We start from the raw sequence: 19,818 nt of genomic DNA on the forward strand, positions 1-19,818 counted from the left end.
CTCTCCCTGTCGGGGATGGGTTGTAATGGAGATCTCCCCGCCCCCAGGAGGTCTACGTGGCGAGCGTCGCCGAGCTGAAGGCAGCCATCGATGTCGCCCTCCAACAGATCGGTGACGGGCAGAGCGCCGTGCAGGCGGCCGGCGAGAAGCTCGCCGAGGCGCAGCAGACCCTGGCCGGGGCCCTGGAGGGCAGCGGGCACGAGACCGTCGAGGCGGCGCAGGCCTCGCTGACGCAGGCCAGCCAGGAGCTGGAGGAGTGCCTCGCGGCGACCCTCGTCGCGGTGGAGCAGGCGCAGCTCTACGTCTCGACCCTGTAGGGGCGGGCGTGTCCATCATCGAGGACGTCGGGGCGCAGGTGCGGGCCGCCGCCGAGGAGCTCCCGATCGCGCAGCTCGCCCTGGCGCTGGAGAAGTTCGGCCAGGCCACCGAGCGGCTGCGCTGGGTACGGCAGGAGTCGGCCAACCCGATGGGGGTGCCCGAGCTGTCCGCCGCCACCGAGCACGCCGAGTCGGCCGGGCACGCGCTGCGGGTGGCGCAGGAGCAGTTGTCGGCGTACCTGGCGGCGATCGGGCTGGCCCCCGACGGCGCCCCCGCGGCCCGCCCGGCCGGCGACCGGCAGGTGCACGACGCGCCGCGCGGCGCGCCGCCCGCCGCCGGGGAGCAGCCGCCGCCCGCCCAGGACGACAACCCGGTGCTGCGCCGCTGGTGGGCGGTGCGGGTGGCGGAGCTGACCGGCGGCCGGGAGGGCGCGCCGGACGCGCCGGACGAGAAGGTCGGCGACTCCCGTGAGTTGCTGCGCCGGGTGGTCGACGGGGTCCGTTCCGGCGACCGGGAGCGGCTGCACCGGGAGCTGCGCGGCGTGCACGCCGACGTCGGCCTCGGCCTGGCCGCGATCGCCCCGCCGCTGCTGCGCGAGCTGGCCGGCGAGCTGCTCGGCCATCCGCCCCGCGCCGACGACCTGACCCGGCTGCGCCGGGAGCTGGAGGGCCGGGTCCGCGACCTGCTCCCCGGGCTGCCCCCGCCGGCGTTGGAGACGCTGTTGACCAGGATCTGCCGGATGCCCCCGCCGCAGCGCGGCAGCGGCGAGGAACAGCCGCACGCCGCCGACCCGGCGGTCACCGCCGGCGTGGCGACCGCCGTGCTGCTGGCCCGCCTCGGCAGGGATCTGCCCCGCGACGACCGCGAACCTGACCCGGCCGGCGAGCCCGCCCGGGAGAAGCGCCGCGAGACCGAGCGGGACGCCTGGGACCAGGCGACACGGGAGCGCGCCGCGCAGGAGCGCGCCGCCCGGGACCGGGCCGCCCGGGCCCGCCCGCCCGCGCCGCCCGCCGGGAGCGCCGCCCGCCGGGACTCCGATGGCTGACCGGCGCACCCAGCTGGTGACCCGGGTGCGCGGCATGCTCTCCGAGGCGCTGGGCGCCACCCGGGGCCGGCTCGCCGCCGCCGATGCCGAACTCGCCGCCGCCCGGGACCGGCTGGCCCGGGTCGAGCACGCCGCCGCGGCGGTGCCGGCACGGGTGGGGGCGCAGCGGGACCGGCGGCTGGCCGAGATCGACGCCCGGCACGCCGCCCGGATCGCCGAGCTGGCCGGCCGGGCCGTCGACGCCGCCCACCGGGAGGCCCCTGGCGCGGCCTCCGCCGACTGGGCGCGGTGGACCGCCACGCCGGCCGGGCGCGGCGAGCCGCCCGGCGCGGTCCGGATCGGCGCCGTCCGCATCCCCGGCGCGGAGCCGGTGCCGGCGCTGGTGCCGCTGCTCGACGCCGGGCACGTGCACCTGACCGGGGCCGAGGCCGACGGCGGGGCCGCCGTGGTGCCGGCGCTGCTGCTGCGCAGCCTGGGCCGGGCCGACCCGGGCGCGGTGCGGCTGTTCGGGTACGACCCGGAGCACCTCGGCGGCGGGCTGGCCGGGTTCGCCCCGCTGGGCACCGCCGGGCTGCTCACCTTCGTCGGGCCCGGCGGGCTGGGCCGGCTGCTGGACGACCTGGTGGAGCAGATCCGCCGGATCAACGAGACGGTGCTGGCCGGCGAGTACCGCTCGGTGCGCGAGCTGGCCGCCGCGACCGGCCGCCGCCCGGAGCCGTGGCGGGTGGCGGTGCTGCTCGGCGGCGACGAGCTGTCCCGGCACGAGCGCGGCCAGCTCGACCGGGTGGTCCGCACCGGCGCGGCGTGCGGGGTGCACCTGGTGGTGCGGGGCGTGCCGGTGCCCGCCGACCCCACGGTCACCCGGGTCGTGGTGGGCCCGGACGGCGCCCGGGTCGGCGGGCCGCCCGGCCTGCCGGTGACCCTGGACCCGCCGCCCCCGGCCACGCTGGTCACCGAGACCTGCCGGGAGGTCGCCGCCCGGGTCAACGCCGGTCCCCCGCCGGCCCCGTTCACCGACCTGCTGCCGCCGCCCGAGCAGATGTGGCGGGAGGACTCGTCCACCGGGCTGACCGCGCCGATCGGCGAGGGGCCGCACGGCCGACCGGTGCTGCTCAACCTCGGCGACTACCCGCCGCACGCGCTGATCGGCGGCCCCTCGGGCACCGGCAAGACCAATCTGATCTTCGCCTGGATCGGCGCGCTGGCGTCCCGGTACTCCCCCGCCGAGCTGGAGTTCTACCTGCTCGACTTCAAGGAGGGGGTGTCCTTCGCCCGGTTCGCCCAGGGCCGGCGGGACCCGAGCTGGCTGCCGCACATGCGGCTGGTCGGGATCAACGTCAACACCGACCGGGAGTTCGGGCTGGCCCTGCTGCGCTTCCTCGCCGAGGAGCTGCGCCGGCGGGCCGACGCGGCGAAGAAGCACGAGGTGACCAAGCTCGCCGAGCTGCGGGCGGTCGACCCGACCGGGCACTGGCCCCGGATCGTCGCCGTGGTCGACGAGTTCCAGGCGCTGCTGGCCGGCCGGGACGTGGTGGCCCGGGAGGCCGCCGACCTGCTGGAGGACCTGGCCCGCCGGGGCCGCTCCCAGGGCATCCACCTGGTGTTGGCCTCGCAGGACGTGCGGGGCATCGAGGCGCTGTGGGGGCGTCCGGCGCTGGTCGCCCAGTTCACCCTGCGTATCGCGCTGCCCAAGGCGCTGCGCATCCTGGCCGAGCGCAACGACGCCGCCCAGTCGCTGCCCCGCCACCACGCCGTGGTCAACGCCGAGTCGGGGCTGGCGGAGGGCAACGAGGTGGCCCGCATCCCGTCGGCCAGTGACTGGGACGCCTGGAGCGAGTTGCAGCACCGGCTGTGGCGGATGCGCCCGCAGGACGCGAAGCCGGCCCGGTTGTTCGACGGCGACGCGATCCCCCGGCTGCGCGACGCCCCGGACTTCCGGGCGCTGACCCCGCCCGAGGGCGACGGTCCGCCGCGCAGCCCGGTCGCGCTGCTCGGGGAGATCATCGACGTGCAGGCCCGCTCGGCGGTGCTGCGGCTGCCCCGGGCGCCCGGGCGCAACCTGGCGGTGCTGGGCACCCGGGTCGACGAGGCGTGCGCGGTGCTGGACGCCGCCGCCCGGTCCCTGGCCCGCCAGCACCGTCCCGGCACGGCCCGGTTCTCCATCGCCTGCCTCGACCCGGACGCCGACCCGGCCGCCCGGGAGCTGTACGCCGACCTCGCCGACGACGCCGCCTGGTACGACGACGAGACCGTGCCGGAGCTGATGGCCGAGACGGCCGCGGCCCTGGACCGGCCGGGCACCCCGGCCAATCCGCACTACCTGCTGCTGTACGCGGTCGACGCGGCGGCCGGCCGGCTGGCCGCGCGGGCCGGCGGGCGGACCGGGCTGGAGCAGCTACGCCGGATCCTGCACGACGGGCCGGAGCGGCGGACCCACGTGCTGGCCTGGTGGCGCGGCGTGGCCCGGATGCGGGTGGACCTCGGCGGGCCGGCCGCCCGCACCGACCAGATCGGCGCCTGGGTGGCCCTCGACGTGCAGGGTGCCGAGCTGGGCTCGTCGCTGTACCCGGGCACCGGGGGGCCGGACTGGTACCCCCGGCCGTGGCGGGGGCTCTTCTTCGACCGGGCGGCGCACCGCACCGGCCAGGTCATCATCCCCTACGGACCGTCGGCATGAACGAACCGGTGACCAGCGAGACGTACGCGGCGCAGGTGCGTCGGCTGGCCGAGCTGACCGACCGGGTGCGCACCCAGCGCGCCGAGGCCCGTACCTGGCACGAACAGCAGTGCGCCGCCGCCGAGCGGGCCGTCGCCGAGGCCACCGAGCAGCTCCGGTACGCCGAGCAGGAGGCGGTCGCCGCGCGCGAGCTGGTGGAGCGGGTGGACGCCGAGGCCGCCCACCTGTGGCAGCAGCTACGGGCCAGGCTGGGTTCCGGCGCCCGCCGGGTCGGGGACCCGCCCGGCCCGGCCCGGGACGCCTCGGGCGACCCGCTGCTGCTGCTGCACGGGGTGCGCGGCCTGCTGGACCGGACCCGGCAGCCCGGTGAGCTGCCCGCGTCGGCGAACCCGCTGCTGGCGCTGTGCGGCGTGCTGGGGGCGGCGCTGATGTTCGCCCTCGGCGCGGGCGCCCGCGCGCTCGGCGCCCGCAACGGCGGCGACCTGGCGGTGGGGCTGCCGGTGTTGGCGCTGGTGGTGACGCTGCTCGGCCCGCTGGTCGGGCTGGCCCTGGCCAAGCGGCTCGCCGACCGCCGGCACGCGGTCCTGTCGCCCCGGCCGGTCACCGTCGTCCTGGTGGCGGGCCTGGTCACCACCGGCGTGCTGCTGGTGCTCACCCGCTGAACGGGACCACCGGGCAGGTGGCCTTTCCCCTACCGGTCGGCGGGGATGGCCACCGCCTCCCGCAGGAGGCGTCGGGCGAGGACCACCCGGTCGGCGTCGTCGTCGAGGCCGGGCAGGTCACCGACCCGGTCCACCGCGCCGGTGAGCAACGCGCGCAGCGCCGGCGCGCAGGTGTCGGGCAGGGTGAGCGTACGGTCGAACAGCCGCAGCGCGACCGTGTCGTCCCCGGCCGGTTCGAGCTGCCAGCGCAGCCCCGGGCGGACGGCGAGCCGGGTGTCGGTGTCGAGGGCGGCCAGCGCGGCGGCCTGGGCCAGGGGCCGGATCGGCGCGGGCCGGGCCGCCGGCCAGGCCCGGTCGCGCAGCCGCGCGGCGACGGCGGCCGGGTCGGCGCGCAGCAGCCAGTCCCGCAGCGCCTCGACGGTCTCGGTCAGCTCCGGCTCGATCGCGTCCGGGTCGGCCACGTCGGTGCCGAACGGCAGGCCGGCACGCAGCCGGGCGTCGGTGGCGGCGAGGGCGAGCAGTTCCTCGACGATGGCGTACCGGGTCAGCGCCCGGATGCCGACGGTCAGGTGCAGGGAGCTGGACTCCTGGGCCTGGGCACTGTGCAGCCAGCCGCGTGGCAGGTAGAGCGCGTCGCCCGGTTCGAGCACCACGTCGAGCGCGGCGGGCCCCTCGGCGGTGGCGGAGACCTCGTCGGCCCGGCCGCCCCAGGGCTGGCGCTCCAGCGGGTCGGGCAGCACCGGGGGGTGAATCCGCCAGCGCTTGCGCCCGTCGACCTGGAGGACGAAGACGTCATGGGTGTCGTAGTGGGTGGCGAAGCCCTGGCTGCCGGCCGGGGTCAGGTAGGCGTTGACCTGCAACGGCTGGGCGAGGGCGGCGCCGAGGTCGCGGGCGAGGTCGACCAGGGCGGGCCAGGTGCGGTGCAGCCCCTGGAGCACCAGGGTGGCGCCGGAGGCGTACAGCTCCAGCACCCGCTCGTCGAGGACCTGGTCGCCGATCTCGGCGCCCGCGCCGCCGCCGCCGGTGTAGCGCGCCGCCGGCACGAGCTGACCGTCCTTGGCGATCCGCAGGAACGGGGTACGCAGGCCGCGCCGGCTGAGCAGCTCGTCGGCGTCGGCGGGGCTGAGTAGGTCGGTGAAGCCGTCGGGGTTGGGCAGCTCGGCGGCGCGGGAGAGCAGCGGCGCGCGCCCCCAGTGGGCGGCGGCGAACTTGCCCGGCTCGACGGCGGCGCAGCGGGCGAACGCCCGGGCGGCGGCGGACGACACCGCCGGGCGGCGGTGGCCGCCCGGCGGGTCGATGATCGTCACGACGGTCCGTCAGGCCGCGCGGCCGTCGGCGCCACCGTCCCGGTTGCCCGGGGTCGCGCCGCCGTCGGCCGGCCCCTCCGCCCCACCGTCCGCGCCGCCGTCCCGCTGCCCCGGGGTGGCGCCGCCGTCGGCCGGGCCCTCGGCGCCACCGTCCGCGCCACCGTCGTGCTGCCCCGGGGTCGCGCCACCGTCGGCCGGGCCCTCGGCGCCACCGTCCGCGCCACCGTCGTGCTGCCCCGGGGTGGCACCGCCGTCGGCCGGGCCCTCCAGGCCGCCGCCGCTCGTCTGGATGTCGTCGTCGTTGAGTGCCATTCGGTGCTCCCTCGGAAGTGCCGCCCCGCCGCGCGACGGGGTCCGTCGTACAGCCGGTACCCCTGCGCGATCTTCTCTAACCACACCGTAGACGCCGGGCCCCGTCGACACGGCCGGTTCGCCCGGTTCGCACGGGCGACGACCCGGCCGCCACCCGCCCTCGCCACGCCCCGACCGTTCTCCCACATACCAGGAAGGTTGTCTCTTATCGCGGGACGCGACCTAGCCTCGGGATCATGACCGTCTCCCGGCGGTGGGTCATGCTGGGCATCGGCACCACCGCGCAGACCGCCGGCACCCTCTACCTGTACGGGCTGCCGTTCCTGCTGCCCGCGCTGCGCCGGACCACCGGCCTGCACCTGTGGGAGTTGGGCCTGCTGGTCGCCTGCCCGAGCCTCGGCATGGTGCTCGCCCTCATCGGCTGGGGCAGCCTGGCCGACCGCCGGGGCGAGCGCCTCGTCATCGGGCTGGGGCTGACCCTCGGGGCGGCGTTCCTGGCCGGCGCGGCCGTCACCGGTGGGCCGGCGCTGTTCGTGCTGCTGACCCTCGCCGGCGCGGCCGGATCAGCCGTGTACGCCGCGAGCGGCCGGGTGGTGACCGGCTGGTTCCCGCCGGGCGAACGCGGCCTGGCGATGGGCATCCGGCAGACGTCCCAGCCGCTCGGCGTCGCGGCGGCGTCGGCGTTCCTGCCGGTGCTGGCGCAGGCCGGCGGCCCCCGGCTGGCCCTGCTGACCGCCGCCGGCGTCTCCGCGCTGGCCGGGATCCTGGGCGCGCTGCTGCTGGTCGACGCCCCCGGCCGCACCCCTGCCAGGCGATCGGCGGCCGTCCCCACCACGCGGGTCGCCCCGCCCGCCGCCGGCTCCGCGTCGCCGGGGACGGGGGGTGGACCGGGTGGCGGCAGGTCGGTGCGGGCGTCGCCCTACCGGTCGCCGACGCTGTGGCGGGTGCACGGCGCGAGCGCCCTGCTGGTCGTGGCGCAGTTCGTCGTGGGCGCGTTCGCCCTGGACTTCCTCGTCACCGAGCGCGGCTGGTCGGCGCGTACCGCCGGGCCGTTGATCGCGGGGGCGCAGCTCGCCGCGGCGGCGGCCCGGGTGCTCGCCGGCCGCTGGTCCGACCGGTCCGCCAGCCGGCTCCGCCCGCTGCGGATCATCGCCGTCGGCACGGCCGCCGCGCTGGGTGCCCTGGCGGTCGCCGAGTCCCTGCGGGCTCCCGCCGCCGCACCGCTGCTGCTGGCCGCCCTGGTGGCCACCGTGAGTTGGCACGGCGTCGCGTACGCGGCCGTCGCGGACGCCGCACCGCCGAGCTGGGCGGGTCGGGCGACGAGCACCCAGACCGTGGTGCAGAACGTGGCCGCCACGGCGACCCCACCGCTGTTCGGGCTGGCCGTCGCGGCGCTGGGCTTCGGGCCGGGGTTCGCCGTCACCGCGCTGTTCCCGCTCGCCGCCCTCGTGGTGCTGCACGGCCTCGACCCCGGCACGCACCCCCAGCGAACCGGCCGACACCACCGCCACGCACCCTCGCAGCGGGGAACATCCACGCAAGGCACGACGGGGCCGGCCGACCCAGGGGTCGGCCGGCCGGCGCGGACGGTCAGGGAATCATCTGGCCCAGGTCCCGGGGCATGGCGGACTTGACGTCCTCCCACTCCCCCTGGGTCACGTGCCGGCGCAGGGTGTCCAGCACCACCTGGACGACCCGTTCCGGGCCGCCCTCCACGTCGTACGGGAAGCCCTGGCGGACCTCGTAGAGGAAGTCGTCCCGGTTCAGCTTGATCGGCACGTCCTCCGGTCGCCAGCCGTCGAAGTAGATGCCCCGCACCAGCACCGGGAGCTGCGCGGCGAACTCCGCGCTCTCCTGCACCGGCAGCCGGTCGCGCAGCAGGTGCAGCACTGTGCGCAGCGCCGCGTACGACTGGTTGCGCTGCGCCTTCGGCCAGCCGTACGCCGCCTCGATGTCCTTGAGGATCAGGTTCGTCTTGTCCAGGGAACTCTCGAACGCGGAGATCAACTGCTCAGCCATCTGCCCACCCCCGTAGGTCGTCATGCCACCGTCGGTCGTCGTCGCGGCGCGGCGGCCCGGACGGGCCCCGCCGCTGCGAGGTGAGGCCCACCCGGCCCGGCCACGCCCCAACGGGGCGGGGGCCACCGGGTGACCCGACCACGTGCAGCACGCCGCCACGCCGCCGATCCACCGTGTCCCGAACCGTCATGCTCCGCACCTTTCGTACCTGTGTGCGCCGTCGCGCCCGTCTCCCGCCCTCCGGACACGGACACGGACACGCCCATGCTGCGCCCGGCGAGGATGACCCCGCCTCACCCTCTCCGGGTGACTTCCCCGCGGACGTTCTCTCGGCATCGAGCCCCAGTCTGCGAACTGCGCGCCGATCCGGGTGTGGACAACGGCCGGCGCGGCCCCGGGACCTTAGGGGAACCCGGCCAGGAAGATCAGGGACCTGCCGGGGGCGGGTCGCCACCCATGGGTGACCCCCGCTCCCTACGCTGTACGACGTGACACTCATCGCGACCGAGTCGCTGACCAAGACGTACGGGGGTGGGGTCACGGCGTTGGCCGACCTGACCGTCGCGGTCGAGCCGGGGATCATCGGGCTGGTCGGCGCGAACGGCGCCGGTAAGTCGACCCTGATCAAGATTCTGCTCGGCCTCCTCGCCCCGACCAGCGGCCGGGCCCGGGTGCTCGGCCTCGACCCGACCACCGACTCCGCCCAGGTCCGCGCCCGGGTCGGCTACATGCCCGAGCACGACGCCCTGCCACCGGACCTCTCCGCCGCGGAGCTGGTCACCCACCTCGGCCGGGTCAGCGGCCTGCCGCGTACGGTCGCCCGGGAGCGGGCCTCCGAGGCGCTGCGGCACGTCGGGCTCTACGAGGAGCGCTACCGCCCGGTCGGCGGCTACTCCACGGGCATGAAGCAGCGGGTCAAGCTCGCCCAGGCCCTCGTGCACGACCCCGACCTGCTGCTGCTCGACGAGCCGACCAACGGCCTCGACCCGGCCGGACGGGACGCCATGCTGGCGCTGGTGCACCGCATCGGCACCGAGTTCGGCATCTCCGTGCTGGTCTGTTCGCACCTGCTGGGCGAGGTGGAACGGATCTGCGACACCCTCGTCGCCATCGACGGCGGGCGGCTGCTGCGCGCCGACCACATCTCCGCCATGACCTCCGCCACCGACGTGCTCGCCGTCGAGGTCAGCGAGGGCACGGAGGAGTTGGCCGCGCGGCTGACCGTGCTCGACCTGCCGGTCCGCCGGGACGGCCGGCTACTGCTCGTCGAGCTCGTCGACGACGCCACCTACGACCTGATCCTCGGCGCGGTCGCCGAGCTGGACCTGCCGCTGCACCGGCTGGACCAGCGCCGGCACCGGGTGGCCGAACTCTTCGCCACGAGGGAGCCCAGCCATGCCTGAGCCGACCGGCGTCATCCACGACATCGGCTACCAGCGTTACACCGGCCCCCGGCTGGGCCGCCGGGCCATTTTCGGCGCGCTCTACCTGCACGGCCTGCGGACGGCGTTCGGGCTGGGCCGCAGCGCGAAGGCCAAGATCTTCCCCTGGCTGGTGGTCGGCATCGTCACGCTGGTCGCCGCCGCCGCTGCCGCGGTGCGCAGCCAGATCGGCGAGGTGGTGATGACGTACGCCCAGTTCGCCGACAACATGAGCTGGCTGGTCATCTTCTTCGTCGCGGTGGTCGCGCCCGAGCTGGTCTCCCGCGATTTGCGCAGCGGGGTGCTGCCGCTCTACTTCTCCCGGCCCCTGCCCCGCTCGGACTACCCGCTGGCCAAGCTGCTGGCGCTGGCGACCGCGCTGTGGTTGCTGCTCGGCGGGCCGCAGCTCGTGATGTTCCTGGGTGCCGCCTTCACCAGCGGCGCAGGCATGCGCGGGGTCTGGAACGAGCTGCTCGACCTGCTTCCGGGCCTGCTCTACGCCGGGCTGTGGGCGGCGGTCTTCGCCTCGGTCGGGCTGCTGGTCGCCTCGTCCACCGGCAAGCGGGCGTTCGCGGCCGGCGGCGTCGTGGCCGTGTTCCTGATGACCACGCCGATCGTCGGCGTCCTGTCGATCATGCCCTCCCGGGCGGTCAACGAGCTGGCCTTCCTCGCCTCGCCGTCGACGCTGGTGGGCGGCGTGGGCGAGTGGGCGCTCGGCGACCTGCTGGGGCCCCAGGCCCCGGTTCCGATCGGCGGCTTCGGTCCCGTCTACGCGGTCGCCGCCGTGCTGCTCGTGGCCGGTTGCGTCGCCCTGCTGCTGCTGCGATACCGGAAGGTGGCCGCGCGATGACCACGATCAGCGCCGACCAGGCGGCGGGGACACCGACCGCCGTCACCAGCACCCTCGATCTCGCGGGCGTCTCCCGCTGGTACGGCAACGTGGTGGCGGTCAACGACGTCAGTATGAGCCTCGGCCCCGGGGTCACCGGGTTGCTCGGCCCGAACGGCGCCGGCAAGACCACCCTGCTGCACATGATGGCGGGCTTCCTGGCCCCGTCGCGCGGGGTGGTGACCCTGGACGGCCGGCCCACCTGGCGCAACCCCGAGGTCTACCGCCAGCTCGGCCTGGTCAGCGAGCGGGAGGCGGTACACACCTTCCTCACCGCGTACGAGTTCGTGCTGGCCAGCGCGAAGCTGCACCGGCTGCCGGACCCGGCGGCGGCGGCCCGCCGGGCGATCGCCCAGGTGGAGATGGCGGGCGCGCAGGACCGCCGGATCGGCACGTATTCGAAGGGCATGCGGCAACGTGCCCGGGTGGCCGCCGCGCTGGTGCACGAGCCGCAGGTGCTGCTGCTCGACGAGCCGTTCAACGGGATGGACCCGCGTCAGCGGCTGCACATGATGGAGCTGCTGCACCGCCTCGGCGACGCCGGCCGCACCATCCTGTTCAGCTCACACATCCTGGAGGAGGTCGAGCAGGTTTCCGGCACCGTCCAGGTGATGGTCGCCGGCCGGCTGGCCGCCTCCGGTGACTTCCGCACCATCCGCCGGCTGATGACCAATCGGCCGCACGTCTTCACCGTGCAGTCCACCGACGACCGGGCGCTCGCCGTGGCGCTGATGGCCGAGGCGTCGGTGACGGGTGTCGAGCTGGACCGCGCCGGGTTGACCGTGCGCGCCGGCGACTACGGCGCGTTCACCCGCGTCCTGCCGAAGATCGCTCTGAGGGAGGGCATCCGGGTGCGACAACTGGTGCCCCAGGACGAGTCCCTGGAGAGCGTCTTCTCCTACCTGGTGGAGGCCTGAACCCATGTCTACCGTTTCCTGGATTACCCTGCGCGGGCTGTTGGGGCGTCGCCGGTTCCTCCTGCTGCTGCCGCTGCCCGTGGTGCTGGTGCTGCTGGCGGCGCTCTCCCGGTCGCTTGGGGTGGACCCGGGCGACTGGGGCCCGCCGGTGCTGGTCGGTCTCGGCCTGGCCGTGGTGCTCCCGGTCGTCGCCCTGATCGTCGGCACCGGCGTGCTGGGCGCCGAGATCGACGACGGCACCATCGTGCACATCCTGACCAAGCCGCTGCCGCGCTGGCAGATCGTGCTGCCCAAGCTGGCGGTGGCCTCCGGCGTCACCGCGGTCACCGTCGCCGTGCCGCTCTTCGTGGCGGGCGTGCTGGCCGACTCCGTACGTCTCGGCCTGTCGCTCGCCGCAGCGTCGGCGGTCGGTGCGCTGGCGTACTCGGCGCTGTTCCTGGCGCTCAGTCTGCTCACCCGCCGGCCGGTGCTGCTCGGCCTGGTCTACGTGCTGATCTGGGAGGGGCTGCTCGGCAGCGTCGTCAGCGGCACGAAGGTGCTCTCCATCCAGCAGTACGTGATCGCCCTCGCCGACCGGCTCGCCCCCACAGGGCTGTTGCAGGGCGACGTCTCGGTTCCGGTGGCGGCGGTGATGAGCGCGCTGATCAGCGTGGGCTTCACCGTGCTGGCGATCGACCGGCTGCGCTCGTTCAGCGTGGCCGGCGAGACGAGCTGACCTCGCCCGGTCAGGGGCAGCCGCGGCGGTTGCGCGGGCGAGAGCCGGGGTGGGGGCGGCGGGCGGGGGTCGCGGTGGTGAGGCCGAGCAGGCGGCGAATCCGGTACGACAGCACCAGCCCCTGGTTGAGGGTGAGCATCAGCTCACCGGGCTCGGCCCCACCCACGGCGAGCACGAGCATCGGCTCCGCGCCGGACACGAGCGCCTGTGCCAACGCCACGTCGGCGCGGGCCTGTCCGGCGAACGGACCGACGGGCGACTCGGGCGACCGCGGGGTCAGCGGGAGGCGCGCCGAGCGGTGCCGTCGCCGGGCGGTGCAACCGTCCCGGTCGCACCAGCGGGGATGGGCGTCGCCGGGCGGGTCGGCCAACCCTCCGGTCGGGTACCGGTAGACGTACCCGCAGGGTCGGCCCGGTTCGGGCACGCGTGGCACCGGATGGGCGGACCACCCGGCGGCCCCGATCGTCGCGACGAACGCGGTCACGTGCTCGGCGCAGGCGTACGCGGCGGCGTCGAGGCTGTCTCCCCCGTACACCTCGATCCGGACGGTGGCCGGCTCCCCGCATCCGGGTAACAGCGGCAAAACAATCACGGACGACCTCCCGAGGACGGGTGGCCAGACGTCAAGGCCACCGCGGAATCATCCTCCCCAATTTGGCCAAATAACTCAAGACTTGCTTGGCCTATTTTACGGCGGTCGAATTTGGCCAAGATCCATCGTGGGACGATTGCGTCGTGGCGGACGATCTCACGGCGGCGGTCCGCGCCTACGAAGAGGCGCGGGCAGCGCTGACCGGTGCGCAGGCTGAGGCGGACCGCATCGTGGCCGAGGCCAAGGACGAAATCGCCACCGCACGGTCCCGGCTGGCGGAGGCCATTGTCGAAGCCGCCCGCAGCGGCACGCGTCAGGTGGACATCGTCCGGGCCACCGGTTACACCCGCGAGCGGATCAGGCAGATCCTCCGCGCCGGTGGCGTCGAGGCGGACTGACGCAGCCCACCGTCAGGCGTTCAGCAGGGACTGGAGGCGCTGGCCGTTGCGCTGGGCGTTGTCGCGGTAGCAGTTGTTCATGAGCACGTGCGTCTCGCCCGCCTGGTCGGCAAGCTTGCGCAGCTTCGGGGCCCAGTCCTTCAGCTCCCGGTCGGAGTAGTCGTACCCGAACTTCTCGTGGATGTCCTTGCTCGCCCACTTGTCACTGTGGCCGTGGAAGCGGACCACCGCCAGGTCGGCGGTCGCCTCCAGCACCGGCGGTACCGACGAGCGGTGCCCCTGCGGCATGTCCACGCAGACGTACGCCATGGCGTGCTCGCGCAGGAAGCCGAGGGTCTCCTCCCGGTTGGCCCCGTCGAACCAGGACGCGTGCCGGAACTCGAACACGGGTCGCAGCGGCGCGCACCGGCGGGCCACCTCCAGCAGGTACTGCTTGTTGTCCCGCTTGATGGTGAACCAGGGCGGGAACTGGAACAGCAGCGCGCCCAGCCGACCCGCCTCGACCAGCGGGTCGAGCGCGGACAGGAACCGGGTCCAGACCTCCTCGTACGCCTGCCCGGGCAGGTCGTCGGGGTAGACGTTGCACTTGTCGGTGTCCGGCCGCAGGTCCTTGTAGAGCGCGGAGACCCGGGTCGGGTGGCCGGTCAGCAGGCTGAACGCCTTGACGTTGAAGGTGAAGCCGGCCGGGGTCCGTTCGGCCCACAGCCGGGCGGTGCGCTCGGCCGGCGGCGAGTAGTAGGTGGCGTCCACCTCGACCAGTGGGAACTGCCGCGCGTAGTACGACAGCCGCCGCTGCGGGGTGTCCGCCGCCTGGGGGTACCAGCCGGAGTCGAGCAGGGTCCGGTCGGTCCAGGACGCGGTGCCCACCTTGATCTTACCCACGGGTGGGGTTCACCGCGTCCACATCCGACCGGCTTCCGGAGGCGGCGCGCTCAGGCGGCCCGCCGCTCCCGGCTCTGCTTGCACGCCACGCAGGAGGTGGCGGACGGAAAGATCTCCAGCCGCTCCATCGGGATCGGCGCCGCGCAGCCCTCGCAGAAGCCGTACGTGCCCTCGTCGAGCCGGCTCAGCGCGTGCTCGAACTGGGCCCGGCGGTCGAGGATGGTGCGCAGCAGGGACTGGGCGGTGTCCCGCTCGGCGGTCTTGGTGCCGCTGTCGGCCTGGTCGTCGCCGGCGGTGTCGCCGACCTCCACCAGCCGCAGCACCTGGCTCTGCAACACCGCCTGCTCGTACTCCGCGGAGAGCTCGTCGTAGCGCGCCCGCAGGGACGCCCGGATCTGGTCGGCTTCCGACTGCGATCGGCCGGTGGCTACCGTGTCGTGGACGAGCATCGCTGCCTGCCTTTCGTGTGGCCTGGTGCTCCGGGGGTGTCCCGGACCCCGCTTGCGTGCGTGCGCGGGCGAGATCACCCGCGCTCTGTGAGCCGGGCGATTACCCCGTCGGCGGACGCGGCAAACCGGCGATTTCTCCGACCCCGGGGGTACCTGTCCCCGGCCGGGCCGGCCGGTGTGCGGCCCCCGGGTCCCGGGTCGGCCGTCAGCCGGGCGGGGCGGGCTCCACCAGGGCGGGGTGACGGGGGTCGTCGACGCGGACCACCACGTCGGCGAAGCCGGCGGGGGCGACCTCCTCGGCGTACCGGGCGAAGGCCGGCAGGGTCCAGCGCAGCGCGGGTTCGGTGCGCCGGGCCAGGGCGGCCGGGGAGAGTTCCAGGTGCACGGCGAGGTCGACGGGCAACCCGCCGCCGAGCAGCAGCGCGCCGCTGAGCAACACGATCCCGTCGGGCGGCAGCGTGACGTACCCGGCCCGGCTGGCCCGGTCGGCGTGGGCGTCCCAGAGGGTGGGCAGCAGCCGCCCGGAACCGCCCGGTCCGGCCGGGTCGAGGACCTCCCGGCGCAGTCCGGGCTCGTCGACCCAGCCCTCGTAGTACGCGTCGGGGTTGGTCCGGCCGAACTCCAGCCGGACGGACGCCGGCCGCAGGAAGTCCTCGGCCCGCACGTGCAGCACCGACCGGCCGAGCGCGCGTAGCGGGTCGATCAGCGCGGCGGCCAACGCGGCGGGGGCCGCCGCCGGGGCCCCGTCCACGGCGACCCGGAGCCGGCCGGGCGCCTCGACGGCGACGAGCCGGTCGGTCAGTTCGGTGACGAGGCGCTCGGGGGAGATGGGTCGTACCCGCATCCGACCATCGTGCCCGGTCGCGTGGCGCGCGGCCGGGCGGGCGGGTCAGGCGCTGCGGTCGATGGTGACCCGGGCGTCGTCGGCGAGCCGGTACCCGACGCCGTAGACGGTGGTGACCAGCGGCACGTCGACCCCGACCTTGCCGCGCAGCCGGCGCACGTGCACATCGACGGTACGCACCCCGGCATGCTCGTAGCCCCAGACGGCGTTGAGCAGTTGCAGCCGGGTGAACACGCGGCGCGGGTGGGCGACCAGGTGCAGCAGGAGGTCGAACTCCAGCCGGGTCAGGGGCAGCGGCTCGCCGTCGCGCAGCACCGACCGGGACGACGCCAGGATGTGCAGCGCCGGGATGATCGAGGCCAGCGGGCGGGACGGCGACCGCCCGCCGGGCACCTGGTCGGGCCGGCGCTCCGGCGCGGGACCGGTGGACACGACCGCCTCACCCCGTTCGAGCATCTCCCGGGCCGCGTCGAGCAGGCGGCGGGCCGCCGGGGTCAGCGACTCCTCGGCGGCCAGCGGAATGTTGAGGGTCACGGTGAGCACGGGCGCGGCGGTGTGCGCGGGGCGGCGCTGCCCACCGGGGGGACGACCAGGGACCGCGGGCTGGGACGTATGCCATCCGGCGCGCGACGAGGCGGGGCTGACCGACATGGTCCTCCTTGGCTGGTCCGGGTATCTCCCCACGGCCCGGGACGCCGCTGCATCGATGCTTCCCGGCGCCCGGGTGAGGGTCAAGGGGCAGCTACGTTGCATGAATGTGACAATTGGCGAACACATCGGAGCCGGACGCTCGCTCTGAGTACGAGGTTTGATGATTACAGCAGAGTCGTCATCATGACCGGATACGGGGGGTACCCGCCGGGTCTGCCCTGCGGCTTCGGCGGCGGGAACGCCCGGCAGGACCTCGCCGCCGTCCGACACGCGGACGCGGCGCACCCCGTGCCGGGGCACGCCGCGTGCGCCCACCGGGGCGGCGGACCGGCTCAGCGGTGCGGGTCGACGCTGACCCGGGCCTCGTCGGCGAGCCGGTAGCCGACGCCGTAGACGGTGGTGACCAGGGGCGTGACGTCGCCGAGCTTGGCCCGCAGCCGGCGCACGTGCACGTCGACGGTGCGCGCCACGGCGTGCTCGTAGCCCCAGACGCTGCTGAGCAACTGGAGGCGGGTGAAGACCCGGCGGGGGTGCGCGGCCAGGAAGTGCAGCAGGTCGAACTCGATGCGGGTCAGCGGGATCACCCGCGAGCCCTGCCGCACCACCCGGGACGCGGCCAGGATGCGCACCTCGTCCGGGTTCTCCGGCGGCGGGGGGACGGCGAAGGGGCGCGCCGCGGTGGGGCCGCCGGCGGGCGCCGGCCCGGCCTCCGCCGGGTGGCCACGCCCCGCCGGGGCCCACGACTCCGCCACCGCCCTACGGTGCTCCGGCGGGCAGGCCAGCAGGGTGCCCTCCCCCGACTCGGCCAGTTCGCGCAGCAGCTCGACGAGCCGGGCGAGCCGGGGTGTCAACTGCCCGGGGGTCAGCTCGACGGTGACGGTCAGCGTCGGTGTGGACCGGAGGTGGGTCGGCGGAAGGCGGTCGGTGCGCCCCGTCGGGGCGCGGTCGGGACGGCCCTGCGGGGCCCGGTCGGCCCGCCCCGACGGATGGGGACGCGGGGAGATGGCGACGACGGACATGGTGCCTCCTGGGATGGCGGTGCCGTCCGCCGCGCCCGGTGGGGCGCGGCGGTCAGGGGTGCGCTCGGCCGGCGGTCACCGGCGACGCGACGGACGGGGAACGGAGCGGGGGCGTGGGGCCGAGGGTGGGCAGACCGGCGATCCGCCAGGCGGCGAAGCCGCCGACCACGTCGGTGGCGCGGTGCAGCCCGATGTCCTGGAGCGCGGCGGCGGCGAGCGAGGAGGTGTAGCCCTCCTGGCAGAGGACCACCACCGGCAGGTCGTAGCCGACGGCCTGGGGCAGCCGCGCCGGACAGCGGGGGTCGAAGCGCCACTCCAGCACGTTGCGCTCGATCGCGAGGGAGCCGGGCACGGTGCCGTGCGCGGCGCGCTGCGCGGCCGGCCGGATGTCGACCAGCAGCGCGCCCCCGCGGTACGCCACGTGGGCCTGCTCCGGGTCGAGCCGGCGCAGTCGGGACCGGGCCTCGGCGAGGATGTCGTCGATGCCCCGGGAGCCCGGCGGCGGCACGGGGGCGGGACAGTCCTGGGCGTGGTGGTGCGTCATTCTCGGTCCTTCCAGGGACGGCGGGCGGTCGTCCGCCCGGTCGGAGTCGTTCAGGGTCTCACCAGGCGATGCCGGCCTCGGCGACCTCCGCCACCCGCAGCCGCCCGTCGACGAGCCGGTAGCGGGTCATCCGGGTCAGCGCGGGCCGGTAGACGTGCACGCTGACCGCCGGGCGGTCGTCGCGGTTGGTCACCGTGTGCACGTGCCGGACACCGAACCGGCGGCCGGACCCGGCCGCGAGGCGGTGCTGGCGCAGCCGGCCGCCACCGACCGTCTCCTCGGTGAGGACGCCCTCGACGACCAGGAACGCCCCGCAGGAGCCGCCGTGGTCGTGCAGGTCGGTGCCCTGGCCGGGCAGCCAGCTCAGCGCCCACACCTCGTGGTCGGCGGCGACGGCGAGCCGGGCGTACCACCGCTCGTCGGGGTCGAAGCGCAGCGGGACCGGCCAGCCGGCCGGGTCGGCGGCGTACCGGGCGGCGACGGCGAGCAGGTCGGGCTCGGAACGACGGCTGGTGACCATGGTGGGACCTCACGGGAATCGGTGACGCGTGCCCCGACAGCATAGAATGCAAACCCTATAGGATTAGTAGGTAATACCACATGCTGGGACACCCGGTTTCCCGTCGGGTCCGCCGAGGTCCGCGCGGCGGCGGTCAGTGGCGGACCGGCGGGCTCCACCCGGAACCGGCCGCCCCCGACCGGCACCAGCAGCGCGGTACCGGCTCGGCAGGCCAGCAGGCCGCCCGCCGCCCCCGCCGACTAACCTGGACGGATGAGCGACGACCTGGACGCGGAGACCCTCGCCTTCGCCCACCGCATGTTCGACCTCGCCCGCGGTGGGGCCACCGAGGAGCTGAGCGGGACCGTCGACGCCGGGCTGCCGGTCAACATGACCAACGACAAGGGCGACACGCTGCTGATCCTGGCCGCGTACCACGACCACCCCGAAACCGTCGCCGCCCTGCTGGCCGGCGGCGCCGACCACGCCCGAGTCAACGACCGGGGCCAGACCGCGCTGGCCGCCGCGGTGTTCCGGAAGAACCCCGACACGGTCCGCGCGCTGCTGGCCGCCGGCGCCGACCCCGAGCACGGCGGCCCGTCCGCGCTGGACACCGCACGCTTCTTCGACCTGCCGGAGATGCTCAACCTGCTCACCGCCCGCTGATCCCGGGCGGCAGCGGGCCGGGGTATACAGGGGCGGTGGAGGATCCCGTACCCGAACAGATGCGCACGGCCGGCACCGCGCTGCTCGGCGCGCTCGACGCGGCGGCCCGGGCCGCCGCGGCCCGCCCCTTCGACGACGCCGCCCGGCGGTGGCTGGAGTACCGGCCCCGACCGCGACCGGGGGTCTGCCTGGCCGACCTGGACCGCGCCGGCCGCAAGGCCGCACACCGGTTACTGGCCACCGCGCTCAGCCCGGCGGCGTACGCGCAGGCAATGGCCGTCGTCGCGCTGGAGGAGGTGCTGGACCGGGCCGAGGGCTGGCGACGCGGGCGGCACAGCGGCGACTACTGGGTGGCGGTCTTCGGCGACCCGGCCCGCGACGACCGGTGGGCGTGGCGGTTCGAGGGGCACCACCTGTCGGTGAGCATGACCGTGGTCGACGACCAGGTCTCCCCCGCCCCGGTGTTCCTCGGCGCGAACCCGGCCACCGTCCGGCACGCCGGGCATCCGGTGTCCCGACCCCTCGGTGTCGAGGAGGACCTGGCCCGCGCCCTGCTCGACGCGATCGGTCCGGCGGGGCGGGCGGCGACGGTCGTCGCCGACGAGGCGCCCGCCGACATCATCAGCGCCACCCGACCGGACGCACCGGGGTCGATCACGCCGCTCGGGGTGCCGGCCGACCGGCTCGGCCCCACCGGCCGGGCCATGCTCGACCAGCTCGTCGCCGTGTACCTCGACCGGCTGCCGCCGGAACTCGCCGTCCGGGAGGCCGGCCGGCTCGCCGGCGGCCCGCTGCACTTCGCCTGGGCCGGCCCGACCCGGCCCGGCCAGCGCCACTACTACCGGGTGCAGGGCGACGACCTGCTGATCGAGTACGACAACACGAGCGACGACGGCAACCACGCGCACACCGTGCTGCGCCGCCCGGCCAGCGACTTCGGCGCGGACGTGCTCGCGGCGCACCACGCCGAGGCACACGGCTGAACTGGACCG

23 protein-coding genes are annotated in these 19,818 nt (G+C 75.5%); 12 read left to right on the forward strand and 11 right to left on the reverse strand.

Going from position 1 to position 19,818, the window contains the following annotated elements:
- Positions 1-56 precede the first annotated feature (56 nt).
- From C5N14_RS09505 to C5N14_RS09520, 4 genes are read left to right on the forward strand one after another with little or no spacing between them, the layout of a single operon-like run.
- A complete protein-coding gene (locus C5N14_RS09505; RefSeq protein ID WP_074473389.1) occupies positions 57-317 on the forward strand; it encodes a hypothetical protein in 261 nt (86 codons plus the stop codon).
- A gap of 8 nt (positions 318-325) precedes the next feature.
- Entirely contained in the window at positions 326-1,363 is a 1,038-nt protein-coding gene (locus tag C5N14_RS09510; protein ID WP_243639356.1) for a hypothetical protein, read from the forward strand.
- The gene (locus tag C5N14_RS09515; protein ID WP_117667570.1) at positions 1,356-4,040 is read left to right on the forward strand and encodes an FtsK/SpoIIIE domain-containing protein; all 2,685 of its coding nucleotides are present in this window, start codon (positions 1,356-1,358) and stop codon (positions 4,038-4,040) included. The genes C5N14_RS09510 and C5N14_RS09515 overlap by 8 nt, the downstream gene beginning before the upstream one ends.
- On the forward strand, positions 4,037-4,702 hold the full coding sequence (locus tag C5N14_RS09520; RefSeq protein ID WP_117667572.1) for a hypothetical protein: 666 nt from the start codon (positions 4,037-4,039) through the stop codon (positions 4,700-4,702). The genes C5N14_RS09515 and C5N14_RS09520 overlap by 4 nt, the downstream gene beginning before the upstream one ends.
- Before the next feature lie 29 nt (positions 4,703-4,731).
- Here the strand turns inward: C5N14_RS09520 and C5N14_RS09525 are convergent, their stop codons facing one another.
- Both C5N14_RS09525 and C5N14_RS09530 read right to left on the reverse strand, forming a co-directional pair.
- Positions 4,732-6,009: a cupin domain-containing protein gene (locus C5N14_RS09525; RefSeq protein WP_117667573.1), complete on the reverse strand. Its 1,278-nt coding sequence runs from the start codon at positions 6,007-6,009 to the stop codon at positions 4,732-4,734.
- Positions 6,010-6,018: 9 nt separating this feature from the next.
- Complete coding sequence (locus C5N14_RS09530) at positions 6,019-6,321, reverse strand: hypothetical protein (protein WP_117667575.1); 303 nt, start codon at positions 6,319-6,321, stop codon at positions 6,019-6,021.
- 236 nt (positions 6,322-6,557) lie between these two features.
- Between C5N14_RS09530 and C5N14_RS09535 the strand changes: the two genes are divergently transcribed.
- A complete protein-coding gene (locus tag C5N14_RS09535; protein WP_117667577.1) occupies positions 6,558-7,955 on the forward strand; it encodes an MFS transporter in 1,398 nt (465 codons plus the stop codon).
- Here C5N14_RS09535 and C5N14_RS09540 read toward each other — a convergent pair.
- Positions 7,912-8,340: a DUF2267 domain-containing protein gene (locus C5N14_RS09540; RefSeq protein ID WP_117667579.1), complete on the reverse strand. Its 429-nt coding sequence runs from the start codon at positions 8,338-8,340 to the stop codon at positions 7,912-7,914. The two genes, C5N14_RS09535 and C5N14_RS09540, sit on opposite strands and share 44 nt — an antisense overlap.
- A 488-nt stretch (positions 8,341-8,828) precedes the next feature.
- On the opposite strand from C5N14_RS09540, the gene C5N14_RS09550 reads away from it, so the two are divergent.
- The 4 genes from C5N14_RS09550 to C5N14_RS09565 are packed head-to-tail and all read left to right on the forward strand — an operon-like array spanning position 8,829 to position 12,282.
- A complete protein-coding gene (locus C5N14_RS09550) occupies positions 8,829-9,743 on the forward strand; it encodes an ABC transporter ATP-binding protein (RefSeq protein WP_117667582.1) in 915 nt (304 codons plus the stop codon).
- Complete coding sequence (locus tag C5N14_RS09555; protein ID WP_117667584.1) at positions 9,736-10,611, forward strand: ABC transporter permease; 876 nt, start codon at positions 9,736-9,738, stop codon at positions 10,609-10,611. Before C5N14_RS09550 ends, C5N14_RS09555 begins: the two co-directional genes overlap by 8 nt.
- Positions 10,608-11,567, forward strand: a complete 960-nt coding sequence (locus C5N14_RS09560) for an ABC transporter ATP-binding protein (RefSeq protein WP_117667586.1) — start codon at positions 10,608-10,610, stop codon at positions 11,565-11,567. Before C5N14_RS09555 ends, C5N14_RS09560 begins: the two co-directional genes overlap by 4 nt.
- A 4-nt stretch (positions 11,568-11,571) precedes the next feature.
- Positions 11,572-12,282: an ABC transporter permease subunit gene (locus C5N14_RS09565; protein ID WP_117667588.1), complete on the forward strand. Its 711-nt coding sequence runs from the start codon at positions 11,572-11,574 to the stop codon at positions 12,280-12,282.
- 10 nt (positions 12,283-12,292) lie between these two features.
- Here C5N14_RS09565 and C5N14_RS09570 read toward each other — a convergent pair whose 3' ends face one another.
- Complete coding sequence (locus C5N14_RS09570) at positions 12,293-12,874, reverse strand: hypothetical protein (RefSeq protein ID WP_128763543.1); 582 nt, start codon at positions 12,872-12,874, stop codon at positions 12,293-12,295.
- A 143-nt stretch (positions 12,875-13,017) separates the two neighbouring features.
- Between C5N14_RS09570 and C5N14_RS09575 the strand changes: the two genes are divergently transcribed.
- Complete coding sequence (locus C5N14_RS09575) at positions 13,018-13,272, forward strand: hypothetical protein (RefSeq protein WP_117667592.1); 255 nt, start codon at positions 13,018-13,020, stop codon at positions 13,270-13,272.
- Between the two features lie 12 nt (positions 13,273-13,284).
- Here the strand turns inward: C5N14_RS09575 and C5N14_RS09580 are convergent, their stop codons facing one another.
- The 7 genes from C5N14_RS09580 to C5N14_RS09610 all read right to left on the reverse strand — a co-directional run bounded on the left by C5N14_RS09580 (position 13,285) and on the right by C5N14_RS09610 (position 18,181).
- Positions 13,285-14,154, reverse strand: a complete 870-nt coding sequence (locus tag C5N14_RS09580) for a DUF72 domain-containing protein (protein WP_117667594.1) — start codon at positions 14,152-14,154, stop codon at positions 13,285-13,287.
- A gap of 50 nt (positions 14,155-14,204) precedes the next feature.
- Positions 14,205-14,603 (reverse strand): TraR/DksA C4-type zinc finger protein, encoded by a 399-nt coding sequence (locus C5N14_RS09585; protein ID WP_117667596.1) that lies wholly within the window; start codon positions 14,601-14,603, stop codon positions 14,205-14,207.
- Between the two features lie 205 nt (positions 14,604-14,808).
- Positions 14,809-15,447 carry a uridine kinase gene (locus C5N14_RS09590; RefSeq protein WP_117667598.1) on the reverse strand — a complete coding sequence of 213 codons (639 nt, stop codon included), beginning with the start codon at positions 15,445-15,447 and terminating at the stop codon, positions 14,809-14,811.
- 45 nt (positions 15,448-15,492) lie between these two features.
- A complete protein-coding gene (locus C5N14_RS09595) occupies positions 15,493-16,098 on the reverse strand; it encodes a winged helix-turn-helix domain-containing protein (protein WP_117667600.1) in 606 nt (201 codons plus the stop codon).
- Positions 16,099-16,430: 332 nt separating this feature from the next.
- Positions 16,431-17,117, reverse strand: a complete 687-nt coding sequence (locus C5N14_RS09600) for a winged helix-turn-helix domain-containing protein (protein ID WP_117667602.1) — start codon at positions 17,115-17,117, stop codon at positions 16,431-16,433.
- 52 nt (positions 17,118-17,169) lie between these two features.
- Entirely contained in the window at positions 17,170-17,661 is a 492-nt protein-coding gene (locus tag C5N14_RS09605) for a rhodanese-like domain-containing protein (RefSeq protein WP_117667604.1), read from the reverse strand.
- A gap of 58 nt (positions 17,662-17,719) precedes the next feature.
- Positions 17,720-18,181 (reverse strand): cysteine dioxygenase family protein, encoded by a 462-nt coding sequence (locus C5N14_RS09610; protein WP_117667606.1) that lies wholly within the window; start codon positions 18,179-18,181, stop codon positions 17,720-17,722.
- A gap of 252 nt (positions 18,182-18,433) precedes the next feature.
- On the opposite strand from C5N14_RS09610, the gene C5N14_RS09615 reads away from it, so the two are divergent.
- Entirely contained in the window at positions 18,434-18,826 is a 393-nt protein-coding gene (locus C5N14_RS09615; RefSeq protein ID WP_117667608.1) for an ankyrin repeat domain-containing protein, read from the forward strand.
- A 59-nt stretch (positions 18,827-18,885) separates the two neighbouring features.
- Complete coding sequence (locus C5N14_RS09620) at positions 18,886-19,809, forward strand: DUF3500 domain-containing protein (protein WP_117667611.1); 924 nt, start codon at positions 18,886-18,888, stop codon at positions 19,807-19,809.
- Positions 19,810-19,818: the final 9 nt, after the last annotated feature.

The organism is Micromonospora sp. MW-13, assembly GCF_003434305.1.
In the GTDB taxonomy this organism is placed as follows: Bacteria; Actinomycetota; Actinomycetes; order Mycobacteriales; family Micromonosporaceae; genus Micromonospora.